At 66.4% G+C, this 17517-nt stretch carries 13 protein-coding genes, 2 pseudogenes, 1 riboswitch and 1 other annotated feature; of the genes and pseudogenes, 7 read left to right on the top strand and 8 right to left on the bottom strand.

Annotated elements, in window-relative coordinates; translation table 11 throughout:
• Both V1260_RS11395 and V1260_RS11390 read right to left on the bottom strand, forming a co-directional pair.
• The gene (locus V1260_RS11395; protein ID WP_329746935.1) at positions 1-231 is read right to left on the bottom strand and encodes a hypothetical protein; all 231 of its coding nucleotides are present in this window, start codon (positions 229-231) and stop codon (positions 1-3) included.
• 135 nt (positions 232-366) lie between these two features.
• Positions 367-588, bottom strand: coding sequence for an HAD family hydrolase (locus V1260_RS11390; RefSeq protein ID WP_329746934.1), 222 nt, complete (start codon positions 586-588; stop codon positions 367-369).
• A gap of 5 nt (positions 589-593) precedes the next feature.
• Here V1260_RS11390 and V1260_RS11385 point away from each other — a divergent pair.
• Both V1260_RS11385 and thiC read left to right on the top strand, forming a co-directional pair.
• Positions 594-883: pseudogene (locus V1260_RS11385) on the top strand (IS3 family transposase); the annotation flags it as partial.
• Positions 884-1320: 437 nt separating this feature from the next.
• Positions 1321-1431: riboswitch (TPP riboswitch) on the top strand.
• Positions 1431-3170, top strand: a complete 1740-nt coding sequence (thiC, locus tag V1260_RS11380; RefSeq protein ID WP_329746933.1) for a phosphomethylpyrimidine synthase ThiC — start codon at positions 1431-1433, stop codon at positions 3168-3170. (Overlaps the previous riboswitch by 1 nt.)
• A 183-nt stretch (positions 3171-3353) precedes the next feature.
• Here the strand turns inward: thiC and V1260_RS11375 are convergent, their stop codons facing one another.
• From V1260_RS11375 to V1260_RS11355, 5 genes are read right to left on the bottom strand one after another with little or no spacing between them, the layout of a single operon-like run.
• On the bottom strand, positions 3354-4292 hold the full coding sequence (locus V1260_RS11375; protein WP_329746932.1) for a GIY-YIG nuclease family protein: 939 nt from the start codon (positions 4290-4292) through the stop codon (positions 3354-3356).
• Positions 4289-7498, bottom strand: coding sequence for a type I restriction endonuclease subunit R (locus V1260_RS11370; protein WP_329746931.1), 3210 nt, complete (start codon positions 7496-7498; stop codon positions 4289-4291). Before V1260_RS11370 ends, V1260_RS11375 begins: the two co-directional genes overlap by 4 nt.
• Position 7499: 1 nt before the next feature.
• Positions 7500-8600, bottom strand: a complete 1101-nt coding sequence (locus V1260_RS11365) for a restriction endonuclease subunit S (protein ID WP_329746967.1) — start codon at positions 8598-8600, stop codon at positions 7500-7502.
• Positions 8601-8608: 8 nt separating this feature from the next.
• The gene (locus V1260_RS11360) at positions 8609-10210 is read right to left on the bottom strand and encodes a type I restriction-modification system subunit M (protein WP_329746930.1); all 1602 of its coding nucleotides are present in this window, start codon (positions 10208-10210) and stop codon (positions 8609-8611) included.
• Positions 10210-12171, bottom strand: a complete 1962-nt coding sequence (locus V1260_RS11355) for a hypothetical protein (protein ID WP_329746929.1) — start codon at positions 12169-12171, stop codon at positions 10210-10212. The genes V1260_RS11360 and V1260_RS11355 overlap by 1 nt, the downstream gene beginning before the upstream one ends.
• A 192-nt stretch (positions 12172-12363) precedes the next feature.
• Between V1260_RS11355 and V1260_RS11350 the strand changes: the two genes are divergently transcribed.
• The 5 genes from V1260_RS11350 to V1260_RS11330 all read left to right on the top strand — a co-directional run bounded on the left by V1260_RS11350 (position 12364) and on the right by V1260_RS11330 (position 16246).
• Complete coding sequence (locus V1260_RS11350; RefSeq protein WP_329746928.1) at positions 12364-13194, top strand: hypothetical protein; 831 nt, start codon at positions 12364-12366, stop codon at positions 13192-13194.
• 196 nt (positions 13195-13390) lie between these two features.
• Positions 13391-14326: a hypothetical protein gene (locus tag V1260_RS11345; RefSeq protein WP_329746927.1), complete on the top strand. Its 936-nt coding sequence runs from the start codon at positions 13391-13393 to the stop codon at positions 14324-14326.
• A gap of 220 nt (positions 14327-14546) precedes the next feature.
• On the top strand, positions 14547-14702 hold the full coding sequence (locus tag V1260_RS11340) for a hypothetical protein (RefSeq protein WP_329746926.1): 156 nt from the start codon (positions 14547-14549) through the stop codon (positions 14700-14702).
• A gap of 209 nt (positions 14703-14911) precedes the next feature.
• On the top strand, positions 14912-15577 hold the full coding sequence (locus tag V1260_RS11335) for a C-terminal helicase domain-containing protein (RefSeq protein WP_329746925.1): 666 nt from the start codon (positions 14912-14914) through the stop codon (positions 15575-15577).
• A gap of 72 nt (positions 15578-15649) precedes the next feature.
• Positions 15650-16246, top strand: coding sequence for a hypothetical protein (locus tag V1260_RS11330; RefSeq protein WP_329746924.1), 597 nt, complete (start codon positions 15650-15652; stop codon positions 16244-16246).
• Here V1260_RS11330 and V1260_RS11325 read toward each other — a convergent pair.
• A pseudogene (locus V1260_RS11325) lies at positions 16243-17469 on the bottom strand (IS3 family transposase). The gene V1260_RS11330 and the pseudogene V1260_RS11325 overlap by 4 nt on opposite strands.
• Positions 17098-17200: a sequence feature (AL1L pseudoknot), on the bottom strand. It overlaps the preceding pseudogene by 103 nt.
• Positions 17470-17517: the final 48 nt, after the last annotated feature.

The following is a 17517-nucleotide window of genomic DNA, read 5'->3' as shown; positions in this document are numbered from 1 at the left end:
TCACCGAAGGACCGCTACACCACTTCCAGGGACTTGACCTCCGAGGTGCAGCCAGAGTTTGCTGGAGTGGTCGTCGCAGTAGGAATCAACCGTGGCCCGCACCTCGACGGCATCGCCGAGGACCGCGGCCCGCAGGACGGTCTCGAGACGGACTCCGCCGATATCCGACTCCTCATCGCGGGGAAGCAGCTCGACGGACACAAGCCTTCCCGTCGGGTTGATGTCTTTCATTCGCGAGTACCTCCGTCTGGGTAGGGGGACGGACTGAATGCACCATCGACGTACCTGAGGAGATCAGCGTGCGAGGAGTTCGTGTTGGGCGAGTGCGTCGCGCAGCGGGCCGATACCGTGATGGGCGTGCATGCCTCAGGACCGGGTGCCGTGCAGCTTGCCCTCCGAGTCGTCGGTGAAGAACACCTCCGGAGCCCCGAGCCCGAGCTGTTCGAGCACGTGAAGGAAGACGCGCACATCGGGTTTGATGTAGCCGATGGCGGCGGAGTTGAAGATCGGATCGAAGTGACTGGTCAGGCCGAGCCCGGCGACCTCCGCAGGGATCGTGTCGGTGCCGTTGGTCAGGATCCCGGTCACGATGCCAGCTTCGCGCGCGAAGCTTCGTGCACGCCCTGAACCGTCACCACCACATCGGATCGATGGGGAAATCGGCGCAGCCGGGGACAACGCCGCAATGGAGCCCTACTTCGCCCTGCTCCAGAAGAACGTCCTGGACCGCAGGCGGTGGCGGTCTCGAGAAGAGCTGCGGATCGCGATCATTACCTGGATCGAGCGGACCTACCATCGACGCCGTCGGCAGGCCCGCCTGGGCCGATTGACCCCCATCGAGTACGAGACCATCATGACCCCGACCGTCAGCCTGGCGGCCTAACCCCAGCTGACACCTGATCGCGCATCAGTCCCCACCGACACCGACACCGACACCGACACCGACACCGACACCGACACCGAAGAGGTCACCACAAGCTCCCTGCCCGCGCTGACAGCCTGACCCCTCAGAGAAGGATCGCTACACCACTTCCAGGCACTTGACCCCGCCACCGCCGAGCTCTCGTCCCAGTACAGCGTCGCAGCATGCTTGCCTTCAGCGCGGTACGCCTCGACGATCGCCCACACCTCCCGCCGCTGGGCCCGTCCGAGGCGCGTCCCCCGCCCGCTGCGGGTCACGCACAGGTTCTGATCCAGCTCGAGCACGCGGTGCGGGGGGGATCACCTCCCGGTATTCGTCGACGAGGAACCCCTGGGTGGCGGTCCGGCGGCCCTCGCGGACGCCTCGGACGCGACCGCATGCGTCTGCTACGGTCGTCGCCGATCCCTCGGGTGCCCGTCGCAACGGGCTGAGATCGAACTGTCGCGGTTCGAGCACCGACCGAACCTGCCCCGGGTCATGCCGGCGAAGGAAGAAGGAGAGCGACTGCATGTCCGCACGCCCTGAGAACTACCCCACCCACAGCCTCGGCCATCTCGAGGACCCCGCGCACGGCCTGCGGATTCCCGTCACCCGCATCGCCCAGGACCCCTCCCCCGACGGGACGGCCAACCCGCCGCTGGAGGTGTACCGCACCGCCGGCCCCGGCTGCGTCCCGGAGGAGGGCCTGCCGCCGCTGCGCGAGGAGTGGATCCGGGGCCGCGGCGACGTCGAGGAGTACGCGGGCCGGGCCCGCGATCTGTCCGACGACGGGCGCGAGGCGGTGCGCCGCGGCGAGGCCAGCGCCGAGTGGCGCGGCGAGACCCGGCCCCCGCTGCGCTCCCTCCCGGGTCGGCGCGTCACCCAGATGCACTACGCCCGTCGCGGCGAGATCACCCCGGAGATGCGCTATGTCGCGCTGCGGGAGGGCTGCGACGTGGAGCTGGTGCGCAGCGAGGTCGCGGCGGGCCGCGCGATCATCCCCGCGAACGTGAACCATCCCGAGGCGGAGCCGATGATCATCGGACGCAGCTTCCTGGTGAAGGTCAACGCGAACATCGGCAATTCGGCGGTGACCTCCTCGATCGCCGAGGAGGTCTCCAAGCTCGAGTGGGCCACCCGCTGGGGCGCCGATACCGTCATGGACCTCTCCACCGGGGACGACATCCACACCACCCGCGAGTGGATCCTGCGCAACTCGCCGGTGCCCATCGGGACCGTCCCGATCTACCAGGCGCTCGAGAAGGTGAACGGGGACGCGAACGCGCTGACCTGGGAGATCTTCCGGGACACCGTGATCGAGCAGTGCGAGCAGGGCGTGGACTACATGACGATCCACGCCGGGGTGCTGCTGCGCTACGTGCCGCTGACGGCGAACCGGGTCACGGGGATCGTCTCGCGCGGCGGCTCGATCCTGGCCGGCTGGTGCCTGGCCCGGCACCGGGAGAACTTCCTCTACGAGCACTTCGACGAGCTGTGCGAGATCTTCGCCCGCTACGACGTCTCCTTCTCCCTCGGCGACGGGCTGCGGCCCGGCTGCCTCGCCGATGCGAACGACGCCGCGCAGTTCGCCGAGCTCGACACCCTCGCCGAGCTGACCCATCGGGCGTGGGAGTACGACGTGCAGGTGATGGTCGAGGGCCCGGGGCACGTGCCGCTGCACCTGGTGCGCGAGAACGTGGAGCGCCAGCAGGAGCTGTGCGACGGCGCGCCGTTCTACACGCTCGGCCCGCTGGTCACCGACGTGGCGCCGGCCTACGACCACATCACCTCCGCCATCGGCGCGACGGAGATCGCCCGCTACGGCACCGCGATGCTCTGCTATGTCACGCCGAAGGAGCACCTGGGGCTCCCGGACCGCGACGACGTGAAGACCGGGGTGATCACGTACAAGATCGCCGCTCACGCGGCCGATGTCGCCAAGGGACATCCCGGGGCCCGCGAGCGCGACGACGCCCTGTCGAAGGCCCGCTTCGAGTTCCGCTGGCGGGACCAGTTCGGGCTCTCGCTGGATCCGCAGCTGGCCGAGGAGTACCACGACGAGACCCTGCCAGCCGAGCCCGCGAAGACCGCGCACTTCTGCTCCATGTGCGGGCCGAAGTTCTGCTCGATGAGGATCTCGCAGGACATCCGCGACACCTACGGCGACGCCGCCTCCCAGGAGCGGATCGCCCAGGAGGGCATGGCCGAGAAGTCGCGGGAGTTCCGCGAGCGCGGCGGCACCGTGTACCTGCCGACGCCGCAGTTCTGATCCCCGTCGGCCCGCGGAGCGCGCCGCGCCGCGCCGCGCGCGGGGCTCGGCGGCCAGGTGCGGGGGCATGCACAGTCGCCGTCGCACCCGGCCGTCGGCCGCACTGTCCCTTCATGGCAGGCGGGAGCTGTGCCAGGCCAGCGTCGATGTGGATGAGGTCATGGACCCGCTCCGCCGAGCCCCTCAACGCTCTGCTTGCGCAGCCTCCCACGCCCCGTAGCTCTTGCCGAGCTCGTCAACCCACTCGATCCGACCATTGGCAGAGGCTCGGCCCAGGACAACTGCCGCTGCAGCGGACGGGGACGAGTACACGACGTCTTTCAGAACGCGCCCCAGCTCTCCGCCACCGAGCGGCTCCACCACCTTCATCAGATCCGCGTGCTGGAGCGATCGGTTCTCGAATTGCCGGGCGGTGGAGGCCGCCTGCTTCTCGGATCTGCGCATTACGCTGCTGACAATCGACCCTTCGAGAAGGGTGAACTCGCCGTCGATCACTTGGGCGCGGGCGTCCATCCCCTTCGTCGCCCGGAGGAAGAAGGCGGGGCTGTCGGGGGCGACCTGCTCGAGCTCCAGCGCCGTCTGCCCTTCTGCGCGTCCGGCGAGGGCGGACTGCGCCGTCGCTCTGCCGCGGAAGATATCGTGTCCGAGCACCGGCATGAGGATCCGCACCTGATCGATGAAGTAGTCCATGTCCGAGGCGTCCGCCTCGGGCAGGTCGGCACCCCCGGTCGGTCCTTGGATGTTGACGAGGGGGATCCGGCCGATGTCCTTGGCGATGCGCACCAGCCGGGATTCCAGGTAGCGCACGTGGGCGCTGGTGAAGTTCGCGTCTTTGGAGGTCACGATCACGACCTCGTCCCAGAAGTCCTTCTTCGCATCGTGGTCAACCAGCCTCTTGCCCACGTTGTCGCTCTCGCCGATGTATGCGACCCGTTCATCGTCGTCACCTGTGCCGAAGAGGATGTAGATGCCGGTTCGACTGGCTTCGGGGCGCGTGCGGATCTCTCCGAGCTCGAGCCGCTTCCCCTTGAGCACATGACCCGTCCAGTTGCCGATCTCCGCGGTCATGAGCCCGCCCGGCTTCCCATCGACGAGGAAGAGTCGCACCTGCTTGCCGGTCATCGAGTGCCGTCTTCCCGCAGCTCCTCCGCATACCGCGGCGCGAGCGACTCCATCTGCTGCATGACGTCGACGATGGCCTGGGGCTGCTGGTCCGGCGGGTACTTGTACTTGCGCAACAGGCGCTTGATGGAGGAGCGGAGCTTGGCCTTGACGTCGTCGCGCACGGTCCAGTCGGTGCGGATGTCACGTTGCATGATCGTCACCAGCTCCCGGGCGATCTGGGCGAGGGTGTCGTCGCCCATCACGTCCACGGCCGAGGGGTTCTGTGCGATGACGTCGTAGACCGACAGCTCGTCGGTGCCGAGCGGAGGACTGAACTGCGTGCCACGGTCGGCTTCGGCACGGACCTCCTGGGCCATCTCGATGAGGCGGGCGATGATCTCCGCGGCGGTGAGCTGCTTGTTGGTGTACTTCACCATCAGCTCGTTGATCCGCTCGGAGAACAGTTTCGAGCGGACCTCATTGCCGCGGGTGACTCGTGCCGCCTCCTCGAGGATGGTGGCCTTCAGCGCCTCGATCGCGAGCTGGGATTTCGAGGGCTTCTTCGCCTCCTCGGTCCAGGCAGGGGTGATCGCGTCGAGCCGCTGCAGCTCGAGGCCTGCCTCCTGGTAGATGTCGACCACCCCGGTGCTCTCCGCGGAGTCGACCAGCAGTTCGCCGAGCAGGCGCCGCACCTCATCGGTGATCGGCTCTCCGCGGGAGAGGCGCTCGCGGGCGTCGTACTTCGCCATCCACACCCGCACCTCCTTGTAGAACTGCACCTCGGGCAGCAGCGTCTGGATGTCCTGGTGCCCGGCAGCGAGCGCCCAGGCGCGGTCGAGCTTGGAGGAGAGACTGCGGAAGGCGTCGGCGAGGGGGCGGGTGTTCGGGTCCTCGGGGTCGGTGTTCCCGTCGGTCAGTGGTGAGCGCAGGAAGTTCGTGGTCGCGGAGACGGCGTCGATGAAGCCGCGGCGCACGTCAGCGTTCTGGATCGCCTTCCAGTCGAGGGTGACGATCTCGCGGAGGGAGCCGACGAGGCTGTGGACGAGCTGGGCGGCCTCGTCGACGTCGCGCCGGCCGACGCTGGGGTCGGTCGGGTCGGCGTCATGGGTGAACTCCCGCAGGGCGGCGGTGAGGTTCTCGAGCAGCGGGGCGTAGGCGACGAGGAGCCCGTCCTGCTTGCCCTTGTAGGTGCGGTTGACGCGGGCGAGGGTCTGCATGAGCAGGGCGCCCTTGATGCTGCGGTCGAGATAGAGGGTGTGCAGGGCGGGGGCGTCGAAGCCGGTGAGCATCATGTCCTTGACGATGACGATCTCGAGCTCGTCGTCGGGGTCCTTGACGCGCTGCTTGACGGTGGCGATCGCACTGGGGCGGCGCATGTGCGCCTTGATCTGCTCGGGGTCCGACGGGTTCGCGGTGTACACCGCCTTGATCCTCCCCTTGGCGTCGGAGTCGTCGTGCCAGTCGGGGCGCAGGGCGACGATCTCGTCGTAGAGCCGGGCGGCGATGGAACGGGTGGCGGTGACGATCATGGCCTTGCCGGGCCCCTCGATCGCGGTGCGCATGTTCTCCCGCCGCTGCTCCCAGTGCGCGACGAAGTCCTCCGCGAGGGTGCGCAGGCGCTCGGGCGCGCCATAGAGCGCCTCGAGCACGACCACGGACTGCTGGAGGCGCTGACGGTCCACGTCGTCCAGTCCGGCGGTCGCCTCCTCGGCGGCGTCATCGATCGCGTCGTCGTCGAGGCCGGCGAGGCGGGCGAGCTGGATGAGGCGGGGTTCGAAGTAGACGGGCACGGTGGCCTTGTCGTCCACGGCGCGGCGCAGGTCGTACACGTCGATGTCGGCGCCGAACACCTCGCGGGTGTCGCGGTCCGCTTCCCGGATGGGTGTGCCGGTGAAGGCGATGAGCGCGGCGTTCGGCAGGGCGCTGCGCAGGTGGCGGGCGTAGCCGTCGAGGTCGCCGTAGTGGCTGCGGTGGGCCTCGTCGGCGATGACGATGATGTTCCGACGGTCCGAGAGCAGGGGATGCGCGACGCCGGCCTCACGCTCGGCCTGGGAGCGGCCGAACTTCTGCAGGGTGGTGAAGTAGATCCCGCCGGTGCGGCGCTCGCTGAGCTGGGCGCGTAGCTCCTCGCGGGAGCCGATCTGGCGGGGCTGCTCGGGCAGCAGCGTGGAGCGCTGGAACCCGTCGAACAGCTGGGTGTCGAGCTCGGTGCGGTCGGTGAGGACGACGATGGTGGGGTTCGCGAGCTGCGGATGGCCCATCACCTTCGCGGTGTACAACTCCATCTCCATGGACTTACCGGAGCCCTGGGTGTGCCAGACCACGCCGATCCGCCCGTCGGAGCGGACGGCCTCGATGGTGGAGCCGACCGCTTTGGTGACGGCGAAGTACTGGTGCGGCTTGGCGATGCGCTTGGTGAGCCCGCCAGCATCCTCGTCGAAAGCGACAAAGTCGTGGAGCAGCTGCCCGAAGCGCTCGAGGTTGAACAGGCCGTTCAGGGTCCAGTCGATCTCGGTGTGGTGCTCGCCGTCCGGGCCGGGCTCCCCCATGGCGACGGGGTGGCCGTCGTCGTCGACGTTCCAGGAGGCGAAGTGGTTCCAGGGCGTGAACGGCGTGCCGTAGCGGGCGTTGATGCCGTCGGTCGCGACCACGAACGAGGCGAAGCGGAACGCCATCGGCAGCTCGGCGACGTAGGTCTGCAGCTGGTTGAACGCGGCCTCAGCGGTCGCGGCCCGGGAGCCGGCCTGCTTGAGCTCCATGATCGCCAGCGGCAGCCCGTTCACATAGGCGACGACGTCGAAACGGCGTTCCACCTGGCCGCGCCGCGTGGTCACCTGATTCACCACGCGGTAGCTGTTCAGCGCCGCGTCACCGGAGAGGAAGCGGATCACTGGGGTGCGCTCGCGCCCGTCGTGGTCGACAAACGTGATGCCTCGGTACCCGTCGCGCAGAATCGTGTGGAGGCGGTGGTTCTCCGTGATCGCGTCCTGCGACTGCGGGGTCAGCACCTCCGTCGCGGCCTGCTGCAGAAACTCCCCCGGCACGTCGGGGTTCAGGTTCTTCAGCGCCCGGTCGAGCGTGCCGCGCAGCACGATGTCCTGCCACGACTCCCGCTCCCCCGAGCCCGGCGCGACCTCCGCGCCGGGCGTGTACTGCCAGTCGAGCTCGCCCATTCGATCGATGACGAGCTGCTCCCAGGCATCCTCTCCGGTGTGGGACGACATGTCAGACGACCTCCTCGACGGTCTTCTCGGCATCCTTGACGGTGATCTTGCCGGACATCAGCAGCGGCAGGAGCTCGTCGCGGGTGGTGGCGAGACGCTGGCTTTCATCACGGGCTGCTCCGAGCCGCCCGAGAAGCGCATCCGAGAACTCCCCGAACTCGGCGAGCTTCTCTTCATCGGGCCAATCGAGCTCATATTCCTCAAGCCCCTTCGCTTGGACCCTCTGGCGACCAGACGTCCCGATCATCGAGCGGGCGGCATACTTCCGGAACTCTGCAGAAGAGACAACTGCATACGGCACGGCCGACGGAACACCCTCGAGGCTACGAAACACGATGAACTCGGTCGAACCATAGCCGACTTCCCCTGCCCCAAGCACATCTACATACGCCATCTTGCCGTTCTCGAAACATGGAGTGATCCGAGCCATCAGCGTATCGCCGTGCATGAACCGCGCACCACCTTTTGCCTCACGACGACCCGCGTCGGAGATCAGAAGTCCATGTTCAGGTAGTGCCTTCATATCGACGTAAGGAGGTTCGGCTAGGTCGGGCTTGACCGCGCGCGGGTTCACTGTGACTACGTCACCGAGACGTACCTGGCGTGAACTTTCATCCGCGCACCGTGCCCAGACCGCCCGAAGGAGTTCTCGGCCGTGACTAATTACCCTCGCATTAACGGCGATCTTATCGTCGAGAGCGCCGAGCGCCTCACCGATCAACACTTGCTGACGCACCGACGGTGTGCGGACGTCCATCTGCGCAAGATAGTTCCGATTTAACGACGGCTGGGCACTCCCGGAGTTATATGCCGCAAAGTCAGCGTTACGTAGCATCCAATACACCCAGCGAGGGTCATTTCCTTTGAAGTCCCGCACAAACAGACATGTATTCAGTGGCCAGTACGCTTGCTTAACGTAGGTTGCGCGTCCGATGGATGCCCCGCTTCGACCAATAGCCACTCCCGGTCCTGCATAACGCGCAACGTCATGCCATCCGGTCACACCAAAAGACCCAATGATTGGAACGGCCCCTTCAGTACGCTCGCGGCTCGGAAGGTCGTGCCCACGTTGAAGCTCTATCAGGCTCGACAACGGTTTCATCTCAAAGCTCACACCAACCTCCCCAGCTGTTCCCGCACCACCGCGTCCAGCCGCGCGGACTCGTCCAGCGCCGAGGTGAGCTCCTTCGTCAACCGCTCGATCTTCTCGTCGATCGGCTCGTCGTCCTCCTCGGCCTCCGGCGCACCGACGAAACGGCCCGGCGTCACCGCCCAGCCTGCCTGCTCGATCTCGTCGATCGTGGCGGACCTGCAGAAACCGGGTACGTCCTCGTACTCGCCCTCGGCCGAGGCACGGCCACGCCAGGTTCGGAAGGTGTTGGCGATCTTGTGGATGTCCTCGTCGGAGAACGTCCGCTCCACGCGGTCGATCATGTGCCCCATCTCGCGGGCGTCGATGAACAGCACCTCGCGGGAGCGATCGACCGAGCCCTTAGACCCGGCGGTCTTGTCGTTGGCGAAGAACCACACGCACACCGGGATCGCGACCGAGCGGAACAGGTTCGGCGGCATCGCGATCACGGCGGAGACCACGCCGGCCTTCAGCATGTTCTTGCGGATCTCGCCCTCTCCTCCGGTGTTCGAGGCCATGGTGCCGTTGGCCATCACCACGGCCGCCTCCCCCTGGGCGGAGAGCTTGGAGAGGATGTGCTGCATCCAGGCGTAGTTGGCGTTGCGCACCGGCGGGACGCCGTAGGTCCAGCGCGCATCGTCCTCACTGCGGGCCCAGTCCTTGATGTTGAACGGCGGGTTCGCCAGCACGTAGTCCGCCACCAGGTTCGGGTGGATGTCGCGGGCGAAGGTGTCGCCCCAGCGGGCGCCGAGCCCCTGGGAATCCATGCCGTGGATGGCGAGGTTCATCTTCGCCATCCGCCAGGTGCGCTCGTTGAGCTCCTGGCCGTAGACGGCGATATTTGTCGGGTCCTCGTCGTGCGCGGCGAGGAACTTCTCCGCCTGCACGAACATGCCGCCGCTCCCGCAGCACGGGTCATAGACCCGGCCCTGGTGCGGCTCCAGGATCTCCACCAGGGTGCGCACCAGCACCGGCGGGGTGTAGAACTCGCCGCCGCGCTTGCCCTCGGCCTTGGCGAACTTGTCCAGGAAGTACTCGTAGACCTCACCGAGCAGATCCCGCGCCTTCGAGACGCCCTGCCCGGTGAAGCGGGCGGAGTTCAGCAGGTCCACCAGCTCGCCCAGGCGGCGCTGGTCCACGTTGTCGCGGCCGTAGATCCGCGGCAGGGTGCCCTCGAGCGAGGTGTTGTCGCGGCCGAGGTGCGTCATCGCGGCGTCGATCAGGTCACCGACCGTCTGCCGGTCCGCGCCCGGTGTGGCCTGGGTTCCCTTGGCGTGGGCGGCGATGAACTCCCAGCGGGCTTCGGCAGCGACCCAGAACACGCCGGAGCCGGTGTACTCATCGACCTCCTCGAGGGTCTCGGCGATGAACTGCTCGTCCTCGCCCGCGAGCTCGGCGCGGATCGCCTCGCGCCGCTCCTCGAAGGCGTCGGAGACGTACTTGAGGAAGACGAGCCCCAGCACGACGTCCTTGTACTGGCTCGCGTCCATGGAGCCGCGGAGCTTGTCCGCTGCCTTCCACAGCGTGTCCTTGAGCTCCTTGGGCGTCGAGGGCGCCAAGGCGGCCTGCTTCGTGGCCATCAGTTCTCCTTCGTGGGGGTTGTGAGCGTGGCGGCGAGGGTTCCGGCCGCCACGGCCTGGATGAGTTCGTCCTCTAGCTGGTCGAGGGATTCCAGTCGCCGGCGGAGATCCGCTCGTCGATTCTCGAGCAGGGGTCCGACAGCGTCGAGCACAGGGACCGCCTCAGCGGGGATCGTGCGCAGACGCCAGATGCGCCGGTCGCGTCCTTCCTGGGCGGCGATATCCGCGGCGACGACGCGCGGATGCAACACGCGCAGATCCCTGATCTCGGTGCGGCAGCGCAGCGCACGGGCCGGGGCCTGCAGCACGTGACCCCCTTCGTCGTCGACAAACGCAGCGGCGCCGCCCTCGGCAGTGAACACCACGTCACCGGGGAGGGTCATGGTGCTGCGTGGAGCGGTCTTCTCCAGGACGAGACGGTCCACCGCGCGCCGGCCGATCCTGCTCGGATCGCGGACCTCCTCCGGTCCAATGACCACGACGCTGCCGGGAGCAGGCGCGCCAATCGCCTGCACCGGCAGACGCGTCCCCAGGACCTCGCGGGCGAGCCCGCGGAGCGCCACATCCCAGGTCACCGTCGGATCGATGCGTTGGTCGTCGGTGGCTCGGACCTCGAGCCTGCTCTCGAGGGTGCCGTCGTCGAGCTCCCAGAGCCGAGCCAGGCTCTCGCCTCCACTTCGAATCTGGTCGCCTGCTGGAGGGAGCCACAGCTCGCGTCGTCGCACGAACGCTCCGGTAGCGAGCCGACTGCTGCGCAGAAAGGCGTGGGCGGTCAGAGCTGTGCCTCCGGCGAGCGCGGCGGAGATGTCGGCAGTGATAGCTGCGCGAGCAGAGTCGTCCAGAGTGGTGTCGGCGTGCTCGCCGTAGACGGTCCAGTCCGTGCCGGCATGGGAAGCAGCAGTGCCGAACGCCCACAGCGCGAGGCGTCGTCGGCCGCCGAAACGGCTCAGTCCTTTCGGGAGACGGGCGGCATATCGCAGAGGCGCTGGGCTCTCCGGGCGAGGCAGGAGCAGACGTGACCGCACTGCACGGAGCGTCTCGTCCCGGAGGGGGTCGAGCAGCAGCTCGCTGGGACCGAGCACGAGCGCGATGTCCGACGGACCGAGGTCCAGGAGCACCGAGTCGATCTGTTCAAAGAAGGACTCCGGATTCTCGGCCCTCTGCTCGTGCAGGAGAGCGATGTGCGGCTCGTCCGTCAGGTCTGAGAGCTCGAAGACCTGGTCGATCCCGGCATGCGCGGCGAGCATTCGCAGTGCAGCACGTGACTCCGGAGTGCCTGCAGCCTCTGGGTCAGCGCCGTAGAGCGGCTGCTCCTCGTCGGCAAGCGCCTGCGCAAGCTCCGTGGCTATGAGCATCCCGCCTTCGCCTCGCGGATCGAGGCGACGAGGTACCGGTTCGAGCAGTCCTCGAAGGATTTCCACGACCAGCGCGGCGCCTGCCGGTGTCAGCGCTTGTGCAGCCCAGGGGCCGCGCGGACCAGTGAAGGAACCGATCAGCCTGTCGATCACGGCACGGCCGGAGAAGGCCGCTTCGGCGAGCTCGTCAACAGAATCGACGAGCTCGTCCTGCGCTAAAAGATCCTCCACCTGGGACCACGGGATCAGCAGCTCATGCCTGCGGCGATCCAGCAGCTCGGCGAGGTCGCCCGCTCGGGCGTTCTTGAGTGGTCCGCCGCTCAGGTGATGCAGGAGCAGCAGGGTGGACGCGGCCTCGGGGTCCGCGCGCAGCTCCTCGAACCGGGAAGAGTGCAGGAGCACCTCGAGCGGGGCCTCAGGATTCTTCCCCCTCCCCGTTGCCTGGAGCCAGTCGGCGATCTGCTGCGCATCGAAGAGCAGCTCATCCTCGGAGAGGGAGGGCGGAAACGGACTTGCGGAGCCGGTCGAGCGGGTTCGCCATACGCTCACCACTTCCCGTCGGACACGGGTGAGGTCAGCGATGGACTGCATAGTCAACGTCGGCATGGCTCACCTCCCGAGTGGATAGCGCAAACCTAACGGAGTCCGCTTCGTTCGCCTAGCCAACGCATCGCTAAGGGACCTTATCGTCATCTGCTCTTTGCTTCTTCACGCCGTGCCTGCATGGTCAGGGCATGCACAGCGGACCTCGTAGTGCACTCGCCATCGGACACCGTCCGACTCACCCTTGGAGTAGACATGCGCACCTCAACTCTGCCGTCCTCGACGGCTCTCGGTCGCCGGCCTCATGGGCGGCTCGGCAGCGGAGCGATCGGTGCTCTCGCCGCCCTCGCACTCCTCACTGCTTGCGGCGTCACGCCGGCGACGCCCAGCGACGAGTCCGTGACGACTCCTGAGGTCGCCGCCGAGGCCGAACCCACCGAGCAGAACGTTGCCGAGTCCAGTGCACCGGAGGCCGCCGCGCCGACCGAGTCGACGTCGGAGAGTGTCGAGCCATCCCCCGACGAGGAGACGGAGACTGCACCGCAGCCCGAACCGATCGAGCCGCAGTCCTTCTCGGGATCGGGGTCCGACGTGGTCATGCTCGAGCCGCTCGGCGACGGCGTCTTCTACGCGACCGTCACCCATGACGGCTCGAGCAACATCGCCCTGTGGTCCGTCGACGAGAACGGGCAGAACATCGACCTGCTGGTCAACGAGATCGGAACGTACGAGGGAGACGTCGCGCTGAACTTCGGCGAGGATCCCGCCGCGCTGCGCGTCGAGGCCGACGGCGGCTGGACCATCGATCTGGTCCCCCTCCGCGAGGCGCCGCGCTGGGACGGAAGCAGCGCATTCGAGGGCCACGGCGGCACCATCCTCATCGTCGAGGGTGTTGCCGACGGACTCACTCCGGTCGCGCTCACACATGACGGGGAGAGCAACTTCGCGATCTGGGCCTGGGGGGAGGGCCGCCCCGACCTGATCGTCAACGAGATCGGTGCGTACGACGGCACGACGCTGCTCCCCGACGGCTCGCTCGTCCTCCAGATCACTGCCGATGGGGGGTGGAGCATCTCGACTGATTGATGGGCCCCGGGCTTATAGCTCGAAGCCTCGAAGCTGGGGCTTTATGAAGGTTCCAGACTCACACCCAGACAAGCGGCGTCGCTCACGCCGCGAACGCAGAGACAGATGGACCCAGGAGCCTCAACTCCCTTTCGACTTAGATTGTCACTTGCCCTTGCAACGATGGATCGGATCACGACCGATACGAGGAGAACACATGAACGACATACTCACTCACGCGCAGCTTCACCGGTCCGGAAGGGGTGAATTGTTGCTCAAACTCGCTGAGATGACAGCGTCGGACCCTGCCAGCTACGCAGCACATCAAGCACTCGCGAGGTTTCTGGACTTGACCGAGAGAGACGCCCTCTTTCAGCTTGGCAAGCTGCGCGAAGCAGACTTGGTCGTCTCGAGCGGCCGCATGTCGGGCGGCTGGCGGCCGACGCCCGAGGGGCGGAGAATCGCCGCGGGGCTGCGAGCCTCCCTCGAGGAGGGACCACTCCGGCTTGAGCACACGATGCGCGCAATTCTCGCGGAACTCAAGGCCGCGGGCGGCGAAGCGACTCGTGATGATTGGCTGAGTTGGGATCTGCACGATGACGCACTCACCCCCGTTCTAGTCGAAGAACGAGAGCAGGCGCTTGACCTTCTCGAGGAAGCAAAGTACATCACGACACTCAACGCACTGCAGGCTTCACATCTGCGAGTAGAGATCACTTCGCGTGGCAGGACTGCCCTCATGCGTCCGGAAGCAATGCTGTTCGACAGCCTGTTTCCCCACGGGCCGACGACCAACGTGGATCAGCGCGTCGGCATTCAAACCCAGTCCTTCCACAATAACGGCGGAGCCGTCCAGACGGGCGACCATTCCGCGCAGTACATCACAATTACCAACACTCAGATCGAGAGGGTCACCGAGAGTATTGCCGCTACTCGTGCGGTTCTCGCCCATGAGGATCTCGACGAACTCGTGCGCAGCGAGGTCTCGGCAGTAGTCGACGAACTCGAGGTCGCCGCAAACCAGAAGGCTGAAGTAGGAGTTCTGCACACACTCATCACGAAAGCAACTATGGCAGCCGCGGGTGCCGCTGGTACTGCAGCTGGAGGAGCAGTCATCCAGAGCTTGGCAGCTATCGGTGCCGCCCTAGCCTGAGTTGGCTCCACTTGGGCTGCTTCTTTCGAGGCAACCCAAGTGGGCGGGACGGGACTGATGCGCAAGAAGTTTGGGAATAGGACTGTAGGCGCATCAGTCCCCTAGCCCGAGCCGGCCATCGCGAGCTGCCCATCACTCGGTCGAGCTATCGCTGCCCATCACTCGGTCGAGCTATCACTCCTACCCGGACGCTCTATCGATCTACGTGACGCTCGGGGCGATGGGCGAGCTGTACGAGAGGCCGACGGTCCTCGCCGCCGCCCGCTCCATGGCTCTCGGGCTGATGCGCCGCGGCCCGTCGAACTTCGCAAAGTTCCACTCCGACGACCTGCTCGACGACGTGCTGCTGCAGCGGAGCCCGTCGGACACGGGCTGATCGCCGCAGTCGGCACCTCGTGCCATCCGACCACCAGCTTGTAGCGCCCGCGGCGCACCGCGCACTGCCCCTGGTAGGACCAGCAGACGGGCCACTCCCCGGATCGGTCCCATGAGATCGAGGACTGGATCGAGTTCTCCGACGCAGATCGTCGCGCCTACACGTCGCGCGTTGCCGACGGGCACTTCATGGGCATGCGCCGAGCAGCGATGGAAGCAGGAAAGAACTCGAACAAGGTGGAGCGGTTGCTGGAGATCGTCGACGATGCGACGGCCAATGGCCGCAAGGTCATCGCCTTCTCGTTCTTTCGTACCGTCATCGACGAGCTGGTGGAGCTCCTGCCGGGTCCTGTGCACGGCCCGATCAGTGGAAGTGTGAGTGCCGCCCGGCGACAGGAGATCGTCGACGAGTTCTCCGACTCCCCCGAAGCCGGCGTTCTTCTGTCCCAGATCCAAGCCGGAGGCGAGGGCCTCAACATTCAGGCAGCCTCTGTCGTGGTTCTCGGCGAGCCCCAGCTCAAGCCCTCGCTCGAAGTGCAGGCCATCGCTCGAGCGCACCGCATGGGACAGAAGCGATCCGTACAGGTTCACCGCCTTCTGTCCGATGAGGGGATCGATCCGCGCATCGTCGAACTGCTCGGAGAGAAGACGAGGATCTTCGACGAGTATGCCCGCGAGTCGGCTACGAAGGATGCCGATAGGGATGCCGTCGAAGCCGGGGAGATCGCCATCGAGAAGCGGCTGATGGCAGAGGAGAAGGCTCGCGTGCTGGGCGAAAGCCATGCGACGACAGATTCCATCTCCAAGGAGCCTTCAGCGGCGGGGGACGGCAGCGATCAGAGCCCTCGACCGCCGAGCGCGGATCCCGGTACCTGACCGCGCACCCCGTCCGCGTCACGTCAGTAGTTTGATCAGGGTCAGAGTTTCCGCCGCATAGGAGCAGACACCATGGAGACCACTACTCTCGCCGAGGCGTTCGCGTACTTCGACTCAGCTCCCGCAAATCCCAGGTGGTCCTGGTCCGCTGTGAGCCCCGATTCCAAGAAGGTCACACTCACGATCTGGGAACACGAGGTGGACGCCGACGGGTCGGTCAACTTCTTCGGCGACCCCGCCTTAGCGACCTGGTCCTCGAAACCGGGAAATCAAGAGCGCATCCGGAATCTGCGGATCGCCCGCGACAACTGCGACTCTCTTTGTCACGTCATCTGGGTCACTGCACGCGATCCCGAGGAGACCCCTCTGAAGATCGCAGGACGGTATCCCGAGCAGCACCTGATGATGAGAGTCATCGACTTGGACGAAGTGACCGGTGAGTTCTCGGCCGCCCTCGTCGATCCGACGACTCCGGGCCATGAGCGACGAAGGATGGTCGACCGGCCCATCCTCCCGCCCACGCCGAGCCCACGAGACAGTGCCCACGGAAGAATAAGCGACAGGACGCCCCAACGCGCCATCGCAACCTGCCCGAACTGCTTCATCCAGCTCCCCGCGACCGGTGTCTGCGGGAGCTGTGAAGCGCCCTGGGTTTCGTTCCGTGGTTAGACAGTCGCGGGCGCGGTCGTCGTGGGGCGAGTGTAGGTCGCTTCGACCTCGGCCGGGGTGCGGTAGCCGAGAGCTTCGTGGATCCGGCGTGTGTTCGTTCCACCAGTGGACCCAGGCCATCGTCGCGATCTCTACGTCCGAGACTGAGCCCCAGGTGCACCTTGAGTAGATGAGCTCGGTCTTGTAGAGGCCATTCACGGTCTCGGCCAGCGCATTATCGTAGCTATCTCCCACGGTTCCGACAGACGCCTTCACACCAGCAGTCGTGAGAGCGTCGGAGTAGGCGAGAGAAACATATTGAACGCCACGGTCCGAGTGATGAATGAGTCCATCCCGCGCCCGATGAGCACCGGTGGAGATCAGCGCTTGCTCCAACGCGAGGAGCGGAAGCGATTCCGTATGCAGTCTGGATGCGACAGCCCAGCCCACGATTCTGCGCGTGCACGCGTCGGTGATGAACGCGGTGTAACAGAATCCCGTCGGAAGACGAACATAGGTGATGTCCGCGACCCACAACTGGTGCGGGCGCTTGGCCGCGAACTTCCGCTCCACGAGGTCCGGGCGATGGTCCGGCTCCCGCGACGGGCAGGTCGTGAGGGGCTTCCTGCCTCGTCGAACACCGTGCACTCCGGCGAGGTGCATGAGTCGGGCGACCTGGTCTCGGCCCACGTCCCAGCCGGCTCGGCGCATGGCATGCCACATCTTCCGGACCCCGTAGACACCGTAATTCTCCTGATGGATCCTTGTGATCTCGGTGAGCAGGGTGGCGTCTCTGAGATCGCGGGCTGAGGCGGGACGCGTTTTCGCTGCGCGGTAGCCGCGGGACGTGATGAACCCACATTCTGTCGCACCGAGGATGCGGCAGATGGCCTCGACCCCGAACTTCTCGCGATGCATGTCGATGAACGCGATCATTTCGTCGTGGGGCGGTCGAGTTCCGCTGCGAAAAACGCTGAGGCGGCCTTCAGGATCTCGTTCGCACGTCGCGCCTCGGCGAGCTCCCGCCGAAGCCGGCGGTTCTCCTCCTCGAGCGGCTCTCCAGAGCCGGCCGGCTCGGTGGGTCCGTAGCGGTTGCACCAGATCCGCAGCGTCTCCACGCCAACGCCGAGCTGTGGTGCGACGGCACGGATCGATGCTGCACGGGGGCCGCCCTCGCGGGCTTGGCGGTCGTAAACCATGCGCACGGCACGGTCACGCAGCTCTGGACTGAACTTCTTGGGCATGCTCCGATTCTCCTTGCTGAGACTCGGAACGGAACCCAGGGCGCTTCA

It is taken from the genome of Brachybacterium sp. J144, from assembly GCF_036321705.1.
Taxonomy (GTDB): Bacteria; Actinomycetota; Actinomycetes; order Actinomycetales; family Dermabacteraceae; genus Brachybacterium.
This window is presented reverse-complemented; position numbering and strand designations above follow the sequence as displayed.